Genomic DNA, 17370 nt, shown 5'->3' with positions numbered 1-17370 from the left:
GGAGGCGGTCATGCGCGCCATGCCCGCCCAAACCTTGCGAACGAGAACAGCAGCATGCCTACGCCCCAGGTCGAAACCGTCAAACTGGATGAACTGAACTGCTGGCGCATCCGCCACGGTGACGCCGAACTGCTGGTGGCCCAGCAAGGTGCGCACATCCTCAGTTATCAGGTGGCTGGGCAACAGCCGCTGATCTGGCTCAACGACGAGGCCGTGTTCAAAAGCGGCAAGAGCATCCGCGCCGGGGTTCCGGTGTGCTGGCCCTGGTTCGGCAACCTGGCGCGCAACCCGCAAAGCGTGCAGGCCATGCGCCAAAGCGCTGAACCGGCACCGGCCCACGGCCTGGTGCGAGCCACCGACTGGGAGCTGCTGGGCATCGAAAGCCAGGGCGACAGCCTGCTGGTGGAACTGCGCCTGCCCTGCCCCGCTGACGGTTTTCCCGGCTGGCCCCATACAGTGGAACCGCGCCTGAGCATCCGCCTCGACCAGCAACTGCACATCAGCCTCAGCAGCCACAACCTGGGTACTGAAAGCGTGAGCATCAGCCAGGCGCTGCACAGCTATTTCGCCGTCAGTGATGTGCGCAATGTGCAGGTCGAAGGCCTGGACGGGCTGAGCTACATCGAAACCCTGGAAGACTGGACCACCAAGGTCCAGCAAGGTGCCCTGCACTTTAGCGGCGAGACTGATCGCATCTACCTGAACGTCCCGGCGCAGCTGGAGATCGTCGACCCCGAGTGGCAACGACGGATTCGCCTGACCAGCGCAGGCTCGCGCACCGCGGTGATCTGGAACCCCTGGATCGACCGCGCCGCGCAGTTCAGCGACATGGCCGACGACGGCTGGCAGCGCATGCTGTGCATCGAGACCGCCAACGTGATGGACGACATCGTCACCCTGGCCCCCGGCGCCCGCCACACCCTGAGCGTGAGCATCGGCGCCGCCCCGCTCTGACCCACGATTGCGCTGATGGGCCCTGTGTTCAGGCTGGGCGTGGCGAGGGAGCTTGCTCCCGCTGGAAGGCGCAGCCTTCCCAAGTCCTGAATCCGCGGTCTGTCAGGCAGAACGCGTACTCAGGTCTTGCGGCCGCTACGCGCCCGAGCGGGAGCAAGCTCCCTCGCCACAACAGCCCTCCTGGCCCCAAATTCCTGGCTAATCCCCTCAGTCCCGCTACAGGTCGGATTCCTGCACCACCCGCACCTTCGCCGCATCCAGGGCGTAGGCCGCGTCAGCCAGGTCATTGCTGACCTTCTCGATCTTCAGGGTCCCGGTCACCCACAGCGGCGTGTAGATATCGTCCAGCTTCACGCCCTTGGGAAAGCGCACCAGCACCAGCTGGTTGGGCGGCGGTGGCGGCACGTGGATGCAGGCACCCGGGTACGGCACCAGGAAGAACAGCGTGCTGCGGCCCTTGGCATCGGCTTCCAGCGGCACCGGGTAGCCGCCCAGGCGGATCTGCTTGTCGTTCATCGCCGGCACGGTCTTGGTGGAATACATCACCGCCGGCAAGCCCTTGCTCTGCTTCAGGCCGCCCTTGTCGGTGAAGGTGCCGTTGGCCTCGGGGGAGTTGTGGTCGATTTCCGGCATCTGCTCCAGGGCCTTCTGGTCCGACTTGGGCATCAGCTCCAGCCAGTCGGTTTCCGGCAGTTCGCCAGCGTGGGCCAGGCCGCAGCCCAGCAGAACAAAGGTCAATAGAAGACGGCGCATGAGAGGCTGGCTCGGTCAAAAAGGAAGGACGGAAAAACCCGGGCATTCTAGTGCCCAAACCGTCGGCTGCGTTGAAGTTTCAGATGAAGAAAAGGGCTCCCCTCTGCCCGAGCGGCAGAGGGGGCTTGCAGGGGGAATCAGCTTTTCTTGATAAAGCCGTAGATCACCAGCAGGACGATCGCGCCCACCAGCGCACCGATGAAACCGGCACCCTGGCCCGCATGGTAGATACCCAGCGCCTGACCGCCATAAGTGGCCGCCAGCGAACCGCCGATACCCAGCAGGATGGTCATGATCCAGCCCATGCTGTCGTCTCCCGGCTTGAGGAAACGCGCCAGCAGACCAACGATCAAGCCGATGAAAATGGTTCCGATAATGCCCATGGCTGTTCCTCTGTAAGGGGGGATCAAGCCAAAGCCTAGTCAGCGCTCTGGCCTCCCGCTATCAGAGAACGGCGGGAAACGAAGGTTCCCGCCAGCCGGTGGATTTGTTACTCGGCGATCAGCGCTTGCACCTTGAGGATCTGCGCTTGCAGGGTCGCCTGATCGGCGCAACGCAGGTTGGCGTGGCCGACCTTGCGCCCGGCCTTGAAGGCCTTGCCGTAGTGATGCAGGTGGCAGTCGTCGATGGCGATGACCTGGTCCACCGGCGGCACCTGGCCGATGAAGTTGATCATCGCGCTCTCGCCGACCTTGGCCGTGGAGCCCAGGGGCAGGCCGGCCACCGCCCGCAGGTGGTTTTCGAACTGGCTGCACTCGGCGCCTTCGGTGGTCCAGTGCCCGGAGTTGTGCACCCGCGGGGCGATCTCGTTGGCCTTGAGGCCACCGTCGACTTCGAAGAACTCGAAAGCCATCACGCCGACATAATCCAGCTGCTTGAGCACGCGGCTGGAGTAGTCCTCGGCCAGAGCCTGCAGCGGGTGATCGCTGCTGGCCACCGACAGGCGCAGGATGCCGCTGTCGTGGGTGTTGTGCACCAGCGGGTAGAAACGGGTTTCCCCGTCACGGGCACGCACGGCGATCAGCGAGACTTCGCCGGTGAACGGCACGAAGCCTTCCAGCAGGCAAGGCACGCTGCCCAGTTCGGCGAAGGTGCCGGCAACGTCGGCGGCGCTGCGCAGGACCTTCTGGCCCTTGCCGTCGTAACCCAGGGTGCGGGTCTTGAGCACGGCCGGCAGGCCGATGCGCGCCACGGCGGCGTCGAGATCCGCCTGGGACTGGATGTCGGCGAACTCGGGGGTGGGAATCCCCAGGTCCTTGAACATGCTCTTCTCGAACCAGCGATCGCGGGCGATGCGCAAGGCTTCGGCGCTCGGGTAGACCGGCACGAACTGCGAAAGGAAGGCCACGGTTTCCGCCGGCACGCTCTCGAATTCGAAGGTCACCAGGTCCACTTCATCGGCCAGCTGGCGCAGGTGGTCCTGGTCGCCGTAGTCGGCCCGCAGGTGTTCGCCCAGGGCAGCGGCACAGGCGTCCGGCGCCGGGTCGAGGAAAGCGAAGTTCATTCCCAGCGGAGTCCCCGCCAGGGCCAACATGCGGCCCAACTGGCCGCCACCGATTACACCGATCTTCATCGTCAACAACCTCAGGCGACGCGCGGGTCTGGATTGTCCAGAACGCTGTCTGTCTGTTCAGCACGGAATTTTTTCAGCACCGCATGAAACTGCGGGTGCTTGGCGCCCAGGATGCTCGCCGAGAGCAGGGCCGCGTTGATCGCGCCGGCCTTGCCGATGGCCAGGGTGGCCACGGGGATGCCGGCGGGCATCTGCACGATGGACAGCAGCGAATCCACGCCCGAGAGCATCGACGACTGCACCGGCACGCCCAGCACCGGCAGGTGGGTCTTGGCCGCGCACATGCCCGGCAAGTGCGCCGCGCCGCCGGCACCGGCGATGATCACCTCGATGCCACGCGCCTCAGCCTCTTCGGCGTACTGGAACAGCAGGTCCGGGGTGCGGTGAGCGGACACCACCTTCACCTCGTAAGGGATGCCGAGCTTTTCCAGCATATCGGCGGTGTGGCTAAGGGTGGACCAATCGGACTTGGAGCCCATGATCACGCCAACCAGTGCACTCATCGTCGTGCCTCTTCTCTCTGGGCGCCCGCAGGCGCGTCAAAAACAACAAGCCACGCGAAAATGCGTGGCTTGACTGTACGAATTATGGCCGGACGAACCGGCCGAAGGCCGCGCAGTATACCGAAAAAGCCGCGCTAAACGCACTTTCGCCGACCATCTGTCGAACAAAGTATTTCCGGCGCAAAACCCCGGTTTTATTGACTCCCAGGTCAATCCCGTACCCCTCGTAGGCGCTGGCTTGCCAGCGAACAGGCCAGCCCTGCGATCACCACCCTCCCGACCGACGCGTTCGCCGACAAGCCGGCTCCTACGTGGCCGCGGCTTGTGCGGCGGCGCCTTCCAGCTTGCGCCAGAGCAAACGCACGTTGGCCTTGCGCACCAGGGCGCAGCGGTACAGGCGGATCTCCAGCGGCACATGCCATTGCGCGCCGCCGCACACCACCAGCTCGCCCCGGGCCAGCTCGGCCCGCACGCTCAACTGCGGCACCCAGGCAATGCCCAACCCTTCCAGGGCCATGCTTTTAAGGCTGTCGGCCATGGCAGTTTCATAGACCGTGGTGAATCGCAGGTTGCGCTGGCGCAGCAGCAGGTTCACCGAACGCCCGAGAAAGGCCCCGGCGCTGTAGGCCAGCAGCGGCACACTGGATTCCCCTTCCAGGTCGAACAGCGGCTTGCCCTGGGGGTTGGCGGCGCACACCGGCAGCATCTCGGTGTGCCCCAGGTGCAGCGAAGGGAAGATTTCCGAGTCCATCTGCAAGGCCGCGTCCGGGTCATAGAAGGCCAGCATCAGGTCGCAGCCGCCTTCGCGCAGGGCGTGCACCGCGTCACCGACGTTGGTGGCCACCAGCCGCGTGGCGATGTTCAGCCCTTCATTGCGCAGTTGCGCGATCCAGCGCGGGAAGAAGCCCAGCGCCAGGGAGTGAGCCGCCGCCACCTGCATCACCTCGCCCTGGCCACCTTCCAGATGATGCAGGTGACGCACCACCTCGCCGAGCTGTTCGACCACGGTGCGCGCGGTGACCAGGAACAGCTGCCCCGCCGCCGTCAGTTCCACCGGCGTGCGCGAGCGGTTGACCAGGGTCAGGCCCAGGGCCGCTTCCAGGCTGCGAATGCGCCGGCTGAAGGCCGGCTGGGTCACGAAACGTCGCTCGGCAGCCTGGGAAAAGCTGCGGGTGGCGGCCAGGGCACTGAAGTCCTCGAGCCATTTGCTTTCCAGATTCATCACGTCCTCCCGGACACGCACCATTTTAGGTCACACGCTCGCCGGCAAAGCGGCGTCACACCGGCATTATGCCGAATATGCATAGCCCAGTGTTTAACAGCATTGGCCCAAAAATTCCCTTCGGCCTAGGATTCGCAGCGTTCCCGGCACAGACCGGGTCCCTAACGAGATGATCTCCGTCATGTCCTCCGCTGCATCTTTCCGCACAGAAAAAGACCTGCTTGGCGTACTCGAAGTACCGGCTCAAGCGTATTACGGCATCCAGACCCTGCGAGCGGTGAACAACTTCCGCCTCTCCGGCGTTCCGATTTCGCACTACCCAAAACTGGTCGTGGCCCTGGCAATGGTCAAGCAGGCAGCTGCTGACGCCAACCGCGAACTGGGTCATCTGAGCGAAGCCAAGCATGCCGCCATCAGCGAGGCCTGTGCCCGCCTGATCCGCGGCGACTTCCACGAAGAGTTCGTGGTGGACATGATTCAAGGCGGCGCTGGCACTTCCACCAACATGAATGCCAACGAAGTCATCGCCAACATCGCGCTGGAGGCCATGGGCCACAGCAAGGGCGAATACCAGTACCTGCACCCGAACAACGACGTGAACATGGCGCAGTCCACCAACGACGCCTACCCGACCGCGATCCGCCTGGGTCTGCTGCTGGGTCACGACGCCCTGCTGGCCAGCCTCGACAGCCTGATCCAGTCGTTCGCCGCCAAGGGTGACGAATTCAGCCACGTCCTGAAAATGGGCCGTACCCAGCTGCAAGACGCCGTGCCGATGACCCTCGGCCAGGAATTCAAGGCCTTCGCCACCACCCTGGGTGAAGACCTGGCTCGCCTGAAGACCCTGGCGCCGGAAGTGCTGACCGAAGTCAACCTGGGCGGCACCGCCATCGGCACCGGCATCAACGCCGACCCGCGCTACCAGGCCCTGGCCGTACAACGCCTGGCCACCATCAGCGGCCAGCCGCTGGTTCCGGCCGCCGACCTGATCGAAGCCACCTCCGACATGGGCGCCTTCGTGCTGTTCTCCGGCATGCTCAAGCGCACCGCGGTCAAGCTGTCGAAGATCTGCAACGACCTGCGCCTGCTGTCCAGCGGCCCACGCACCGGCATCAACGAAATCAACCTGCCAGCGCGTCAGCCCGGCAGCTCGATCATGCCTGGCAAGGTCAACCCGGTGATCCCGGAAGCGGTCAACCAAGTGGCGTTCCAGATCATCGGCAACGACCTGGCCCTGACCATCGCGGCCGAAGGCGGCCAGCTGCAACTGAACGTGATGGAGCCGTTGATCGCCTTCAAGATCTTCGACTCGATCCGCCTGCTGCAACGCGCCATGGACATGCTGCGCGAGCACTGCATCACCGGCATCACCGCCAACGAAACCCGTTGCCGCGAACTGGTGGAGCACTCCATCGGCCTGGTCACCGCGCTGAACCCGTACATCGGCTATGAAAACGCCACCCGTATCGCCCGCATCGCCCTGGAAAGTGGCCGTGGCGTACTGGAACTGGTGCGCGAAGAAGGCCTGCTGGACGACGCCATGCTCGACGACATCCTGCGTCCGGAAAACATGATTGCCCCGCGCCTGGTTCCGCTGAAAGCGTAACCGCCGCGCCCCCGAAACATGCAACACCGCTCACCAGGTTGAGGGACTAGACACCTCTCACCTTTTGAGGGCTTGGAGATACGTCTCCAGGCCCTTTTTTTTGCCTGCTGTTTTTGCCTGCCGTTGAAATCGCTGCGCCCGCTGCGCGGCCGATCGCAGCCTGCGGCAGCGGCTACACCCCCAACCTGAACTGCGGCCGCCACCTCTTTGTAGCCGCTGCCGAGCCCGCGAGGCTGCGAACGGCACCGCAGGGGCCGCAAAACCTGCCAGCACACTCTGCCTGCCCGACCCCACTCGCACATTCAACAAAGCCCCTATCCCCCTGCCCAGCACCCGATTTGTCAGGGAATACCGTCCAGTGCCGGAGCCGTTTCGCTTTGTTTTGTAGGGCAAATCCGAGAGAATCCCCCACGCCTTTGAGCGCCTTGTACCCCTTCGAACGATCAGGCAGTCTCCCGGTGCCGCTGCCAAATCAGCGGCCCGGATGTGGAAGTCTGGGATAAAGGACGTGCAGTCGTCTCATTCGAACACCCTTGCCGATGCGGCTTGGGTGAACTCGATCTATGGCGGCTGTGCGTAGGGCACCTTCGGGTGCGCCGGTTCCTTTAGCCCGGTCTTCCACACCTGCGCACGGCTGCCACCCTCTCATGTGGAAGTGAGATCCGGCGGTTTCTTAAATTGCTAAAGGAACCAGTCTCATGAAAAAGCTCGTCCCCGACCCACCTCTTCAAACCGATCATCCACGCCGCGACCCGGAGCTGGACCGCGCCAACGCCAACCTGCTGGCCGCCTTGCACGGCACCCGCCATCGCCCCTTCGGCCTGCGCGACGCCCAGGGCCACCCGCTGTTTGCCGTACAGCCCGAGGTGAATGCCGAAGACGCGCTGATGCACGTTTCCTTGCTGCTCAAATGCGCCGAAGAGGTGTCCGATGAAATCACCGAACGGGCCAGCGGCATCGAGCGCGGGCTGATCTGGTCCATGGTGCATTCCGTGGAAATGGCCCGCGCCGTGGTGGACGCCCTGCTCGACGGCGCCCGCCCCGGCCCCTGACGCAACCTGTAGCCGCTGCCGAGCCCGCGAGGCTGCGACAAGGTCCGCAGGACCTTCAGCGATCTTGAGAACCCTGCGTCCCTTCGGGCCGTTCGCAGCCTGCGGCAGCGGCTACACCCCCAACCTGAACTGCGACCGCCACCTCTTTGTAGCCGCTGCCGAGCCTGCGAGGCTGCGAAAAGGTCCGCAGGACCTTCAGCGACCTTGAGACCCCTGCGTCCCTTCGGGCCGTTTGCAGCCTGCGGCAGCGGCTACAGGTTTTGCTCGGCACGGTGGATAATCAGCCTCCCGCCGCCACCGGCAATGACGACCAAGGCACCCTGTCGATGGACCCGACGCACACCCAAGCTCTGCAACAGCTACGCAAGCTGATCCCCATCGGCCTGCGCCATGCCCAGGCCCTGCTCGCCCGCTGCGCCAATAATCCGCAGCAAGCCGCCGAACTGTACAAATCCGAGCTGCTGCAAGTGCTGGTAGAAAAGTCCGGCTTGCCCCAAGAGCAAGCCCGGGAACACTTGCTCGCCGCCGCTTACGACCTGAACCGCGCCCTGCACGCTATAGAAGAAGCGCGCTTCACCCTGACCCAGCGCATTCTGCGCAAGCATCACCGGGACCCGGGCCAGGCCCTGGACCTGATCGCCCAAGCCATCGAAACCGCCGAGCACCTGCCCCGCCAGTACTGGCTGGATTTCGCGCGACTGGAGGCGCTGGCCCCGGCACCGCGCTGCTTCATGATCCTGCACGAGTGGCTGGCCTTCGAGGGCTGGGAAGGTTTCGACAGCGCCCTGCACTTTCACCTGTCCCAGGCCATCGCCCAATTGCGCCACCTGCAACTGGACGACCTGGCGGACACCCTGGAGCACGCCGATCAGCGCCAGCAGCAACTAAGAGCGACCCACGCCGAGAGCGAAAGCCCCACCGAGTTGAGCATGCGCATCAACCAGGACCCGCTGTTCAACCGCTACCAGGACCAATTCAACCAGCAGCGGCCGCAGCTGGAGCAACACCTGTATCAATGGGTGGAGCGATACATCGAACAGTTCCCAACCTGAGCAGCGAACGGGTGCTGGCGCACACGTCGCAGATACCCGCCCCCGAGAAATCGGTAAACTGCCGCCCTCACCGAACACGGACCTCGGATTCAGCCGCCATGGAATTGCAGTACCGCCTCACCCCGGCCCACACCGAAGCCCGGCTTGCCGAAAAACTGCCCCAGGCGCTGCTTGAGCATGACCAGTTAGAGACGCGGATCTCCAGCGCCACCTCGCGCTGGCAGGGGCGCCTGCTCGGCCCGCTGATCCTGCTGCTGTGCCTGATCGCCGCGCCCCTGGCGCTGTATTTCCCCGAGCGGCGCTTTACCCCGGAAAAGATCATCGCCCTGGTGCTCTGCGCGCTGGTCTTCATCCCGCTCTGGTGGCGCTTTTCCGGGCGCCTGATCCAGCGCCTACAGGCCCGCACCCGGCACCGGACACCGCTGCGCGGCCTGAACCACCGCCTGATCGAGGCCCGCCTGCGGGCGCCCTTGAAGGCTGTCGAGGGCACTTACCACCTGAGCTTCGACGACCAGGGTTTCACCCTGAGCAAACCTCCCAGAGCCAAGAGCAGCATGACCTGGGAGCAGGTCGTGTACCTGCGTGAAGCGGCCAATTTCTATGACGTGGCCAGCGCCGAAATGCAGCGCAAAGGCCAGGCCTGCCGCATCGCCAAACACAGCGAACTGATGGACGCCGAGGAGTATCAGCAAGGGCTGCAAGCCTTTCTGAGCCAATGCCCGGTCGCGCCGTCCGCCACCTGACCAAGCCTCCCCCGACGCCCCACACACGGAATTTGCATGCACACATCAGCGTCCTCCCCCCGCCCGGCCCGCGCCCTGGCCATCCTCGGCACCGGCCACGCCCTGCCGCAGCGGGTGGTCAGCAGTGCCGAGCTGGACCGCCAGCTCGGCCTGGAAGCCGGTAGCGTGGCGCGCATCAGCGGGGTGCAGCAGCGCCACGTCGCCGATCCTGCGGACACCGCCGCCAGCCTCGGCGCCCGTGCCGCGCGCCAGGCCCTGCAGGCGGCCGGCCTGGAGCTTGGCCAGCTGGACCTGATCGTCTGCGCCAGCGGCACTCAGGACCAGGGCATGCCCTGCAACGCCGCGCTGCTGCAACAGGAGCTGGGCCTGGGGCAGTCGGGCATTCCGGCCATGGACATCAACGCCAGTTGCCTGGGCTTTATCGCCGCCCTGGATACCTTGTCCTGGCCGATCCAGGCCAGGCATTACCGGCGCGTGCTGCTGGTGTGCGCCGATATCGCTTCCTGCGGCCTGGACTGGCAGCAGGTGGAAGTCTGCGGCATCTTCGGCGACGGCGCGGCGGCGGTGGTGCTGGGCCCGGGCCATGGCGGGCAGAAGGTCCTCGCCTCGCGCCTGAAGACCTACGCCGAAGGCGCGGCGCTGTGCCAGATCCCCGCCGGCGGTTCGCGCTTTCATCCGCGGCGCATCGACGTGCCGTTCGAGCCCCTGACCAGCTTCGCCATGCAGGGCAAGGGCGTGTTCCGCCTGGCGGCCAAGCACCTGCCCGAGCTGCTGGACGACTTGCTGCAGCAAGCCGCGCTGCCCCTGGCACGGATCGACTGGGTGATCCCCCATCAGGCCAGCCAGCAGGCCATGCAACACGCGGCCAAGCGCCTGAGCCTGGGGCCGGACAAGGTCATCGATATCTTTGCCCAGCACGGCAATCAGGTGGCGGCCTCGCTGCCCACCGCCCTGGACATCGCGGTGCGCGACGGGCGCATTCAACGCGGACACACCCTGCTGCTGATCGGCACCGGCGCGGGCCTGTCCCTCGGCGGCATGATCCTGGAGTTCTGATGAAGATCCTGGTCACCGGCGGCACCGGTTTTATCGGTCGGCATCTGGTCTGGAAGCTGGCCGCCGAAGGCTGTGAGGTACAGTTCAGCGGGCGCAACCCCGAGGCGGCGGCCGAGGTGATTGCCCACAGCCCGGCGCCGGTGCGCTGGCTGCCGCTGGAGCACGGCAGCCCATTGGCCAAGCGCCTGCTGGCCGACGCCAGCCGCGAGCATGACGCCATCGTGCATTGCGCCGCCTTGTCGTCACCCTGGGGTTCACCCCAGACGTTTGCCCGGGCCAACCTCGACTCCACCGCCGAGGTGATCCACGCCTGCGGCAAGAACCGCATCCCGCGGCTGGTGCACATCTCCACCCCGAGCCTGTACTTCGACTTCAGCGACCGCCTGGGCATCCGCGAAGACCAGCCGCTGCCAAACCCGGTGAACGACTACGCCCGCAGCAAGGCCCAGGCCGAAAACCTGCTGGCAGACGCCAAGCTGCCCGAGTGCGTGATCCTGCGCCCCCGGGCGGTGTTCGGCCCCTGGGACGCAACCCTGATGCCGCGCCTGCTGCGGGTGATGCAGCGCGGGGCGATTCCGCTGATGCGCGGCGGCCAGGCGCAGCTGGACCTGACCTGCGTCGACAATCTGGTGCACGCGGTGTGGCTGGCCCTGACCCAGCCCCTGCCGCGCCCGCTGTGCGTGTACAACCTGAGCAATGGCACGCCGCTGGCCTTCAAGGACCTGCTGCAACAGATGGCCGAGCACTTCCGCCTGCCGCTGCGCACCCGCCGCCTGCCCTGGCCCCTGGTGCACGGCGTGGCGCACCTGCTGGAGCTCAAGGCGCGCCTGGGCAACAGCGCCGAACCCTTGATCACCCGCTACGGCGCCGGCGTCCTGGCCTTCAGTCAGACCCTGGACATCAGCGCCATCCAGCGCGAGCTGGGCTACCGCCCGGTGATCAGCCAGGGCCAGGGCATCGCCCAGCACGCCCAATGGTGGCTGGCCCAACAGAGGCAACGAGCATGAGCCGCAGCGTGAGCTTGAAGATCCTCCGGGCCGGCTGGTGCCAGCACCTGGAATGCATGGCCGACCGTGGCGGGCGCCTGGCGCCGGTGCAGTTTCCGGCCCTGTGCGGGCTGATCCAGCACCCGGACCACGGCTGGATTTTGTACGACACCGGCTACGCCGAGCACTTCTTCCAGGCCACCCGCGCCCTGCCCGAGCGCCTGTACCGCAGTGCGGTGCCGGTGCAGTTGCCGGTGGTCGAACAATTGGGCGCGCAGTTGCATGAGCTGGGCATCGGCCCGGGGGATATCCGCCACGTGATCATTTCCCACTTTCACGCCGACCATGTCGCCGGGCTGCGGGACTTTGCCAACGCGCGTTTCATCGCCCTGGAAGCCGATTACCGGCATATCGACAGCCTGCGCGGCCAGCGTTGGCGCGCCACCCTCGGCGGCCATCTGCCGGGCTTGCTGCCGGACGACTTCAGCGCCCGCCTGCGCCTGGCCGAAGCCAGCCCCAGCTGTGCGCTGCCAAGCTGGATGGCGCCCTTCGAGCAGGGCCTGGACCTGTTCGGGGATGGCAGCCTGATCGGCGTGCCGTTGCCCGGGCACAGCGAAGGCCAGCTGGGCCTGTTCATCCCCGATGCCCAGGGCCGACCGGTGTTCCTGGTGGCCGACGCCTGCTGGTCGGTGCCGGCCTGCCGCGCCGAACGCCTGCCCGCTGCCCCGGCCCTGTGGTTTGCCAGCGCCGACCGTCAGCAATATGTGCGCACCTACAGCGGCCTGGGTCAGTTGATTCGCCGCGAACCGGCGGTGGCGGTGCTGCCGTCCCATTGCACCCAGGCCTGGGAGGCGTTCGCCCATGAACAGTGAACGCCTGCTGGGCACCCTGCGCAGCATCGGCGCCTTCGTGTTCAGCCGCTACGCCCTGCGCTTTCGTCGCCGCGAGCGCCTGGAAGCCTGGCAGGCCCGACGCCTCAAGCACTTCATGGCGCGGGTCATGCCCCGTGGCCAGCGCTTCAACGGGCTGACCCACGATGGCCTGCACAGCTTGCCGATCATGGACAAGGCCAGCCTGATGAGCGATTTCGCCGCCTTCAACACCCGCGCCCTGAGCCTGGAACAAGTGTTGCCGGTGGCCCTGCAGGCCGAGCGTTCCCGGGACTTCAGCCCGACCCTGGGGGACATCACCGTAGGCCTGTCCAGCGGCACCTCGGGGGCCCAGGGGGTGTTCCTGGTCAGCAGCGCGGAGCGCCAGCGCTGGGCCGGCATCCTGCTGGCGCGCACCCTGCCCCGGGCCCTGCTGCCCCGGCTGCTGTGCCCCTGGCTGGCGCCGCTGCGCATCGCCTTCTTCCTGCGAGCCAACAGCCGCCTGTACACCACCCTGGCCAACCGCCGCATCGACTTCGCCTTTCATGACCTGACCCTGGGCCTGAGCGCCTCCCTGGAGCGCCTGAACCAGCAGAACCCGGACGTGCTGGTGGCCCCGGCCACGGTGCTGCGCGGGTTGGCCCAGGCGGCCCTGGCCGGGCAGCTGACGATCCGCCCCCGGCACATTCTGTCGGTGGCCGAAGTGCTGGAAAGCACTGACGCCGAAGTGGTGCAGCAGGCCTTCGGGCTCAAGCCCCGGCAGATCTATCAGGCCAGCGAAGGCTTCCTCGGCTACACCTGCGAGGCCGGCACCCTGCACCTGAATGAAAGCCACCTGCACATCGAACCGCAGTGGCTGGACCCTGAGCGCACGCGCTTTCAGCCGATCATCACCGACTTTTCCCGGCGTACGCAGCTGATCGTGCGTTATCGCCTCAACGACATCCTGCGGGTGGCCGAAGCGCCCTGCCCCTGTGGCCGCGCGGAACGGGCCATCGCCGCCGTGGAAGGCCGCGCCGACGAGATCCTCTGGCTGCCGCGGCTCGACGGCCAGCAGCTGGCACCGCTCTACCCCGACCTGTTGCGCCGCGCCTTGCTGATGCTGGGGGCGACGCTTGAGGAATATGAAATCCACCAGCGCGGGCTGCTCTGGCAGGTCAACCTGCGCACCTCGGGCGACTACCACGGGCTGTGCCAACGCTTGAGCGAGGCCCTCGCCGAGCTCTGCGCGCAACAGGGGCTGCAGGCGCCGCAGCTGAGCTTCGGCCACTGGCAGGCGCCGCCGCCACAGACGAAAAGACGCCGCCTGCTGATGCTGCAACTGCCCGAGGGACTGCCATGCGTGTATTGATTCTCGGCGCCCGGGCCCCGGCCTGCCTGGAGTGGGCCCGGGCCTTCAGCCAAGCCGGCTGGACGGTGACCGTGGCCGATTCCCTGGCCCAGCCCCTGAGCCGCTTCAGCCGCGCCGCCGAGCACTTCGTGCGCCTGCCGGAGCCGCGCCACGACCCGGATGCCTGGATCGAGGCCCTGTCCGGGGTCATCCGCCAACAGGCCATCGACCTGCTGCTGCCGACCTGCGAAGAGGTGTTCTACCTGGCCCACGGCCTGGAGCGTCTGCGGCCTTTGTGCCGGGTGTTCACCAGCGATTTCGAGCTGCTGCACCGCCTGCACCACAAGGGCGATTTCGCCGCCATGACCCAAGGTTGGGATGTGGCCGCGCCGCCGACCCGGGTGCTGCATGACCCGGCCGCGTTGCAGGCCCTGGTCGCCGAGCACGACGCCCTGGTGTTCAAGCCGGCCTATTCGCGCTTCGCCTCCCAGACCCTGATCCGCCCGAGCCCGGCGCAACTGGCCAAGGTCCGGCCCAGCAGCGAGGCGCCCTGGGTGGCCCAGCAGTTTGTCCCCGGCCAGGAATACTGCAGTTTCAGCGTGCTGGTGGACGGTCAATTGCGCGCCCACAGCAGCTACCAGCCGCGCTACCGGGTCGGGCGCGGCTCGGGAATCTACTTCCACAGCTGCGCCCCGGCGCCGATCCGCGCCTTCCTGGAGCAGTTCGGCCGGGCCACCGGCTACACCGGGCAGGTGGGTTTTGACTTCATCGAGGACCCGCACGGCCGCTTCCACGTGCTGGAGTGCAACCCCAGGGCCACCAGCGGCGTGCACCTGTTCGACGACCAGCGCGTGCCGTTGGTAGCGGCGCTGGGCAGCGAAGCCGGCGCTGCGCTGGAGGCGACCCTGGAACCCAGGATGATCGCCCTGGCCATGCTGCTTCTGGCGGCACCGTCACGGCTCTTGAGCCGCGAGTTCTGGCACGACTACCAACAAGCCCGGGACGTGATCGTCCAGGACGGTGACCGTGGCCCGCTGACCGCCCAGCTGCTGAGCCTGAGCGAGATCATCGGCCGCGCCCTGACCCGCCGCTGCGGGCTGCTGGCCGCCTCCACCGCCGATATCGAATGGAACGGCCAACCCCTGGGGGCAACGCGCCGATGAAGCTGTGGATGCCCGAGCAACTGGCCCTTGAGCCCCCGAGCGCCGGCGACAGCCACGCCCGGCAGTACGTGCGCACCTGCGCCGGCGGCGCGCTGATCGGCAACGTCAGCACCGCCCTGGCCCTGCTGGACACCGGCCATCATCAGTTCCCGGTGAGCATCAACCATGGCCACGACCCTGTGGATAACTGTTACGTGGTGTCGCCGCAAACCGCCTACAGCGGCTACGCCCGGGAAGAACTGCAGCGCCTGAAACGGCCCTGGCTGGCCCGGCCGCTGAGGCTGCTGACCCAGGGCGTGGACCGGCTGCTGAGCGCGGCCAAGGTCGACCGGCTGGTGCAGGTCAACAACTGGCTGCTGTCCACCAACTTGTACCCGGCCGACTGGGACGGCGCGGACTTGCCGGCGATCACCAAGCTGCTGCGCCGGGCGTTTCCCGACCACGGCTTTGGCTTTCGCTCGCTCAACGACTTCAGCAACCGCGCCCTGCGCAAGCGCCTGCAAGCCCTGGGCTACCTGGCGATTCCCAGCCGCCAGGTGTACCTGTTCGACGGCCGCCAGGGAGAGAATTCAGCCTTCCTGCGCCACCACAACACCCGCCTGGATGCCACCCTGCTGCGTCGCAGCCCGTATACGGTGGTGCCCGGCAGCCAGCTGAACGAAGCCGACTTCCAGCGCATCGAGCAGCTGTACAACCTGCTGTACCTGGATAAATACAGCCGCCTCAACCCCCACTACAGCGCCCAATGGCTGCAACGCGGGCAGGCCGAAGGCTGGCTGGACGTGCGCGCCCTGCGCAACGCCGAGGGCCGCATCGACGGCGCCCTGGGCTGGTTCGCCAACAGCGCGCTGATCAGCACCCCCATTGTTGGCTACGACACCGCCCTGCCCCAGCGCGCCGGGCTGTACCGGCAACTGACCAGGCTGTGCCTGCAAGAGGCGGTGAACCGCCGTCAGGTGCTCAACTTCAGCTCCGGCGCCGCCGCCTTCAAGCGCCTGCGCGGCGGCCAGCCCGAAATCGAATACAGCCTGATCCACATCGCCCACCTGCCCTGGCCGCGCAGGCTGGTGTGGCAACTGATGGGGTTGCTGCTGCAACGGATCGGCGTACCGCTGATGAGGAAGCTCAAACTGTGAACAGTCACTCGGGCTGGTGGCCCGTCGCCCTCAGCCGGCAGCTGCACAAGCAGCCCCTGGCCTGCACCCTGCACGGCGTGCCGCTGGTGCTGTTTCGCGACGCCGACGGCGCGGCCGCGGTGCTGCCGGACCGCTGCCCTCACCGCTTTGCGCCCCTGAGCGCCGGCCGGGTGCGCGACGGGCAAATCCAGTGCCCCTACCACGGCTGGCGCTTCGATCCCCAGGGTCGCTGCACGCAGTTGCCCGGGCTGGAGCAGCAGCGTTGCAGCCAGCCCTTGCTGCAGCCGCTGCACAGCTGCGAAGCCCAGGGGCTGGTGTGGGCCAGCCTTGCCAGCGAGCGGCCGCATGCGCCACCGGTGGCCGCCGCCGAACAGGCCCAGGCCCTGGATGTGTTCTGGATCAGCGACCGGGTGCAGTGCAGCTTGCAGGACGCTGCGGAGAACTTCCTCGACGGTTTCCACACCCACTTCGTGCACACCGGCTGGATTCGCCACGATCGCCAGCGCCAGCGCATTAGCGCCTGGGTGCATCGGCTCGAAGACGGGGTTGAAGCGCAGTACAGCGAAGAAGGCACCCAATCCGGGCTGATTTCCCGGCTGTTCGAAGGCGAACGCGGCCTGAGCATGGGGCGCTTTCGCCTGCCGGGGCTGGCGGAAATCGAATACCGCGACCGCCAGGGCCGGCTCAACCTGCTGGTCAGCGCCTGGCTGAGCCCCGCCGCCGAGGGCCAGTTGCGGCTGTTCGCCCGCATCGCCACGGCCCGCGGCCGCCTGCCGGGCTGGATCAAACGCGGCGTGCTGCAGCCGCTGTTCAAGGTGATCCTCAAGCAGGACCGGCAGATCCTGGAGAACGTCAGCGCCAACCAGCAACGCTTTGCCCGGGTGCCGCTGCGCTGGCAGCGGCCCACCCCGCTGGACAGCTCGCTGGATCTGCTGGGGCCGTGGATTCGCCAGTTGCTGGAGCAGGGTGAGTTAAAGGAGTTCCAAGAACGCCGGGAGCAATTCTGGCTGTAATCCCGTTGTCGCCGGCTTGCCGGCGAACAAGCCCTCAAGACAGGCACCGCTCAAACGGGCCCCTTCGCTGGCCAGCTAGCTCCTACGGTTGGCAACGGTATCGCGGGGATGATGCGGGCCCCTTGGAGCCTCTGTTCGCGGGATTTTCCGGGCAAGACAAGAACCGTTTCAGCCCACCGCCGGCACTGCCGTTCCTCGGCTCGACACGCAACATGCAGACGGCGAGCCCGCGCACCGGTATAGTGCGCCCCCTCTTCACGTGGACAGCCGTCGGTAACGAGGCTCAACCCCACGGGAAACCCGAACTAATAACAACCCGCGAAATATAGAACCGGGACGAACGCTCGCCCCACCGTATT

The 17370-nt window shown here is 66.5% G+C and carries 17 protein-coding genes; 12 read left to right on the top strand and 5 right to left on the bottom strand.

All coding sequences use genetic code 11. From position 1 onward, the window contains the following. The first annotated feature begins 54 nt into the window (after window positions 1-54). Window positions 55-954, top strand: coding sequence for a D-hexose-6-phosphate mutarotase (locus tag L1O02_RS00420; RefSeq protein WP_129405872.1), 900 nt, complete (start codon window positions 55-57; stop codon window positions 952-954). 216 nt (window positions 955-1170) lie between these two features. Here the strand turns inward: L1O02_RS00420 and L1O02_RS00415 are convergent, their stop codons facing one another. From L1O02_RS00415 to L1O02_RS00395, 5 genes are all read right to left on the bottom strand, one after another. Continuing rightward, window positions 1171-1707, bottom strand: a complete 537-nt coding sequence (locus tag L1O02_RS00415) for a DUF3299 domain-containing protein (RefSeq protein ID WP_060841768.1) — start codon at window positions 1705-1707, stop codon at window positions 1171-1173. Between the two features lie 137 nt (window positions 1708-1844). Continuing rightward, window positions 1845-2090 carry a GlsB/YeaQ/YmgE family stress response membrane protein gene (locus tag L1O02_RS00410; protein ID WP_060841769.1) on the bottom strand — a complete coding sequence of 82 codons (246 nt, stop codon included), beginning with the start codon at window positions 2088-2090 and terminating at the stop codon, window positions 1845-1847. Window positions 2091-2197: 107 nt separating this feature from the next. Then, window positions 2198-3280, bottom strand: coding sequence for a 5-(carboxyamino)imidazole ribonucleotide synthase (locus tag L1O02_RS00405; RefSeq protein WP_060841770.1), 1083 nt, complete (start codon window positions 3278-3280; stop codon window positions 2198-2200). An 11-nt stretch (window positions 3281-3291) separates the two neighbouring features. Then, window positions 3292-3783 (bottom strand): 5-(carboxyamino)imidazole ribonucleotide mutase, encoded by a 492-nt coding sequence (purE, locus tag L1O02_RS00400; protein WP_016967060.1) that lies wholly within the window; start codon window positions 3781-3783, stop codon window positions 3292-3294. Window positions 3784-4090: 307 nt separating this feature from the next. After that, window positions 4091-5005: a LysR substrate-binding domain-containing protein gene (locus tag L1O02_RS00395; RefSeq protein WP_060841771.1), complete on the bottom strand. Its 915-nt coding sequence runs from the start codon at window positions 5003-5005 to the stop codon at window positions 4091-4093. Between the two features lie 181 nt (window positions 5006-5186). Here L1O02_RS00395 and aspA point away from each other — a divergent pair, with 181 nt between their 5' ends. The 11 genes from aspA (at window position 5187) to L1O02_RS00340 (ending at window position 17011) form a co-directional block, all read left to right on the top strand. Then, the gene (aspA, locus tag L1O02_RS00390) at window positions 5187-6611 is read left to right on the top strand and encodes an aspartate ammonia-lyase (RefSeq protein ID WP_060842033.1); all 1425 of its coding nucleotides are present in this window, start codon (window positions 5187-5189) and stop codon (window positions 6609-6611) included. A gap of 698 nt (window positions 6612-7309) precedes the next feature. Further along, window positions 7310-7663: a DUF3077 domain-containing protein gene (locus L1O02_RS00385; RefSeq protein ID WP_060841772.1), complete on the top strand. Its 354-nt coding sequence runs from the start codon at window positions 7310-7312 to the stop codon at window positions 7661-7663. A 272-nt stretch (window positions 7664-7935) separates the two neighbouring features. Continuing rightward, window positions 7936-8715 carry a hypothetical protein gene (locus L1O02_RS00380; RefSeq protein WP_231978990.1) on the top strand — a complete coding sequence of 260 codons (780 nt, stop codon included), beginning with the start codon at window positions 7936-7938 and terminating at the stop codon, window positions 8713-8715. 98 nt (window positions 8716-8813) lie between these two features. Further along, window positions 8814-9458 (top strand): hypothetical protein, encoded by a 645-nt coding sequence (locus L1O02_RS00375; protein WP_129405871.1) that lies wholly within the window; start codon window positions 8814-8816, stop codon window positions 9456-9458. 36 nt (window positions 9459-9494) lie between these two features. Further along, window positions 9495-10514: a beta-ketoacyl-ACP synthase 3 gene (locus tag L1O02_RS00370; protein WP_235759402.1), complete on the top strand. Its 1020-nt coding sequence runs from the start codon at window positions 9495-9497 to the stop codon at window positions 10512-10514. Beyond that, window positions 10514-11521, top strand: coding sequence for an NAD(P)-dependent oxidoreductase (locus L1O02_RS00365; protein WP_235759400.1), 1008 nt, complete (start codon window positions 10514-10516; stop codon window positions 11519-11521). The genes L1O02_RS00370 and L1O02_RS00365 overlap by 1 nt, the downstream gene beginning before the upstream one ends. Next, a complete protein-coding gene (locus L1O02_RS00360) occupies window positions 11518-12372 on the top strand; it encodes an MBL fold metallo-hydrolase (protein WP_108544992.1) in 855 nt (284 codons plus the stop codon). Before L1O02_RS00365 ends, L1O02_RS00360 begins: the two co-directional genes overlap by 4 nt. After that, complete coding sequence (locus tag L1O02_RS00355; protein ID WP_235759398.1) at window positions 12362-13720, top strand: F390 synthetase-related protein; 1359 nt, start codon at window positions 12362-12364, stop codon at window positions 13718-13720. The genes L1O02_RS00360 and L1O02_RS00355 overlap by 11 nt, the downstream gene beginning before the upstream one ends. Then, window positions 13708-14862, top strand: a complete 1155-nt coding sequence (locus L1O02_RS00350; protein WP_235759396.1) for an ATP-grasp domain-containing protein — start codon at window positions 13708-13710, stop codon at window positions 14860-14862. The genes L1O02_RS00355 and L1O02_RS00350 overlap by 13 nt, the downstream gene beginning before the upstream one ends. Continuing rightward, window positions 14826-15998, top strand: a complete 1173-nt coding sequence (locus L1O02_RS00345) for a hypothetical protein (protein WP_235759394.1) — start codon at window positions 14826-14828, stop codon at window positions 15996-15998. The genes L1O02_RS00350 and L1O02_RS00345 overlap by 37 nt, the downstream gene beginning before the upstream one ends. Beyond that, window positions 15995-17011, top strand: a complete 1017-nt coding sequence (locus tag L1O02_RS00340) for an aromatic ring-hydroxylating dioxygenase subunit alpha (RefSeq protein ID WP_235759392.1) — start codon at window positions 15995-15997, stop codon at window positions 17009-17011. The genes L1O02_RS00345 and L1O02_RS00340 overlap by 4 nt, the downstream gene beginning before the upstream one ends. The last annotated feature ends 359 nt before the right edge of the window (window positions 17012-17370 follow it).

This window comes from Pseudomonas sp. BC42 (assembly GCF_021560055.1).
Lineage (GTDB): Bacteria > Pseudomonadota > Gammaproteobacteria > Pseudomonadales > Pseudomonadaceae > Aquipseudomonas.
The sequence above is the reverse complement of the archived record's forward strand: the minus strand, read 5'-3'. Positions and strand labels throughout refer to the sequence as shown.

Excerpts from the sequence above, each read along its gene's own strand:
- purE (WP_016967060.1), bottom strand. The coding sequence starts at position 3,783 with ATGAGTGCACTGGTTGGCGTGATCATGGGCTCCAAGTCCGATTGGTCC.
- L1O02_RS00395 (WP_060841771.1), bottom strand. The coding sequence starts at position 5,005 with ATGAATCTGGAAAGCAAATGGCTCGAGGACTTCAGTGCCCTGGCCGCC.
- L1O02_RS00410 (WP_060841769.1), bottom strand. The coding sequence starts at position 2,090 with ATGGGCATTATCGGAACCATTTTCATCGGCTTGATCGTTGGTCTGCTG.
- L1O02_RS00355 (WP_235759398.1), top strand. The coding sequence starts at position 12,362 with ATGAACAGTGAACGCCTGCTGGGCACCCTGCGCAGCATCGGCGCCTTC.
- L1O02_RS00420 (WP_129405872.1), top strand. The coding sequence starts at position 55 with ATGCCTACGCCCCAGGTCGAAACCGTCAAACTGGATGAACTGAACTGC.
- L1O02_RS00360 (WP_108544992.1), top strand. The coding sequence starts at position 11,518 with ATGAGCCGCAGCGTGAGCTTGAAGATCCTCCGGGCCGGCTGGTGCCAG.
- L1O02_RS00405 (WP_060841770.1), bottom strand. The coding sequence starts at position 3,280 with ATGAAGATCGGTGTAATCGGTGGCGGCCAGTTGGGCCGCATGTTGGCC.
- L1O02_RS00415 (WP_060841768.1), bottom strand. The coding sequence starts at position 1,707 with ATGCGCCGTCTTCTATTGACCTTTGTTCTGCTGGGCTGCGGCCTGGCC.
- aspA (WP_060842033.1), top strand. The coding sequence starts at position 5,187 with ATGTCCTCCGCTGCATCTTTCCGCACAGAAAAAGACCTGCTTGGCGTA.
- L1O02_RS00350 (WP_235759396.1), top strand. The coding sequence starts at position 13,708 with ATGCGTGTATTGATTCTCGGCGCCCGGGCCCCGGCCTGCCTGGAGTGG.
- L1O02_RS00365 (WP_235759400.1), top strand. The coding sequence starts at position 10,514 with ATGAAGATCCTGGTCACCGGCGGCACCGGTTTTATCGGTCGGCATCTG.
- L1O02_RS00370 (WP_235759402.1), top strand. The coding sequence starts at position 9,495 with ATGCACACATCAGCGTCCTCCCCCCGCCCGGCCCGCGCCCTGGCCATC.
- L1O02_RS00375 (WP_129405871.1), top strand. The coding sequence starts at position 8,814 with ATGGAATTGCAGTACCGCCTCACCCCGGCCCACACCGAAGCCCGGCTT.
- L1O02_RS00385 (WP_060841772.1), top strand. The coding sequence starts at position 7,310 with ATGAAAAAGCTCGTCCCCGACCCACCTCTTCAAACCGATCATCCACGC.
- L1O02_RS00345 (WP_235759394.1), top strand. The coding sequence starts at position 14,826 with ATGGAACGGCCAACCCCTGGGGGCAACGCGCCGATGAAGCTGTGGATG.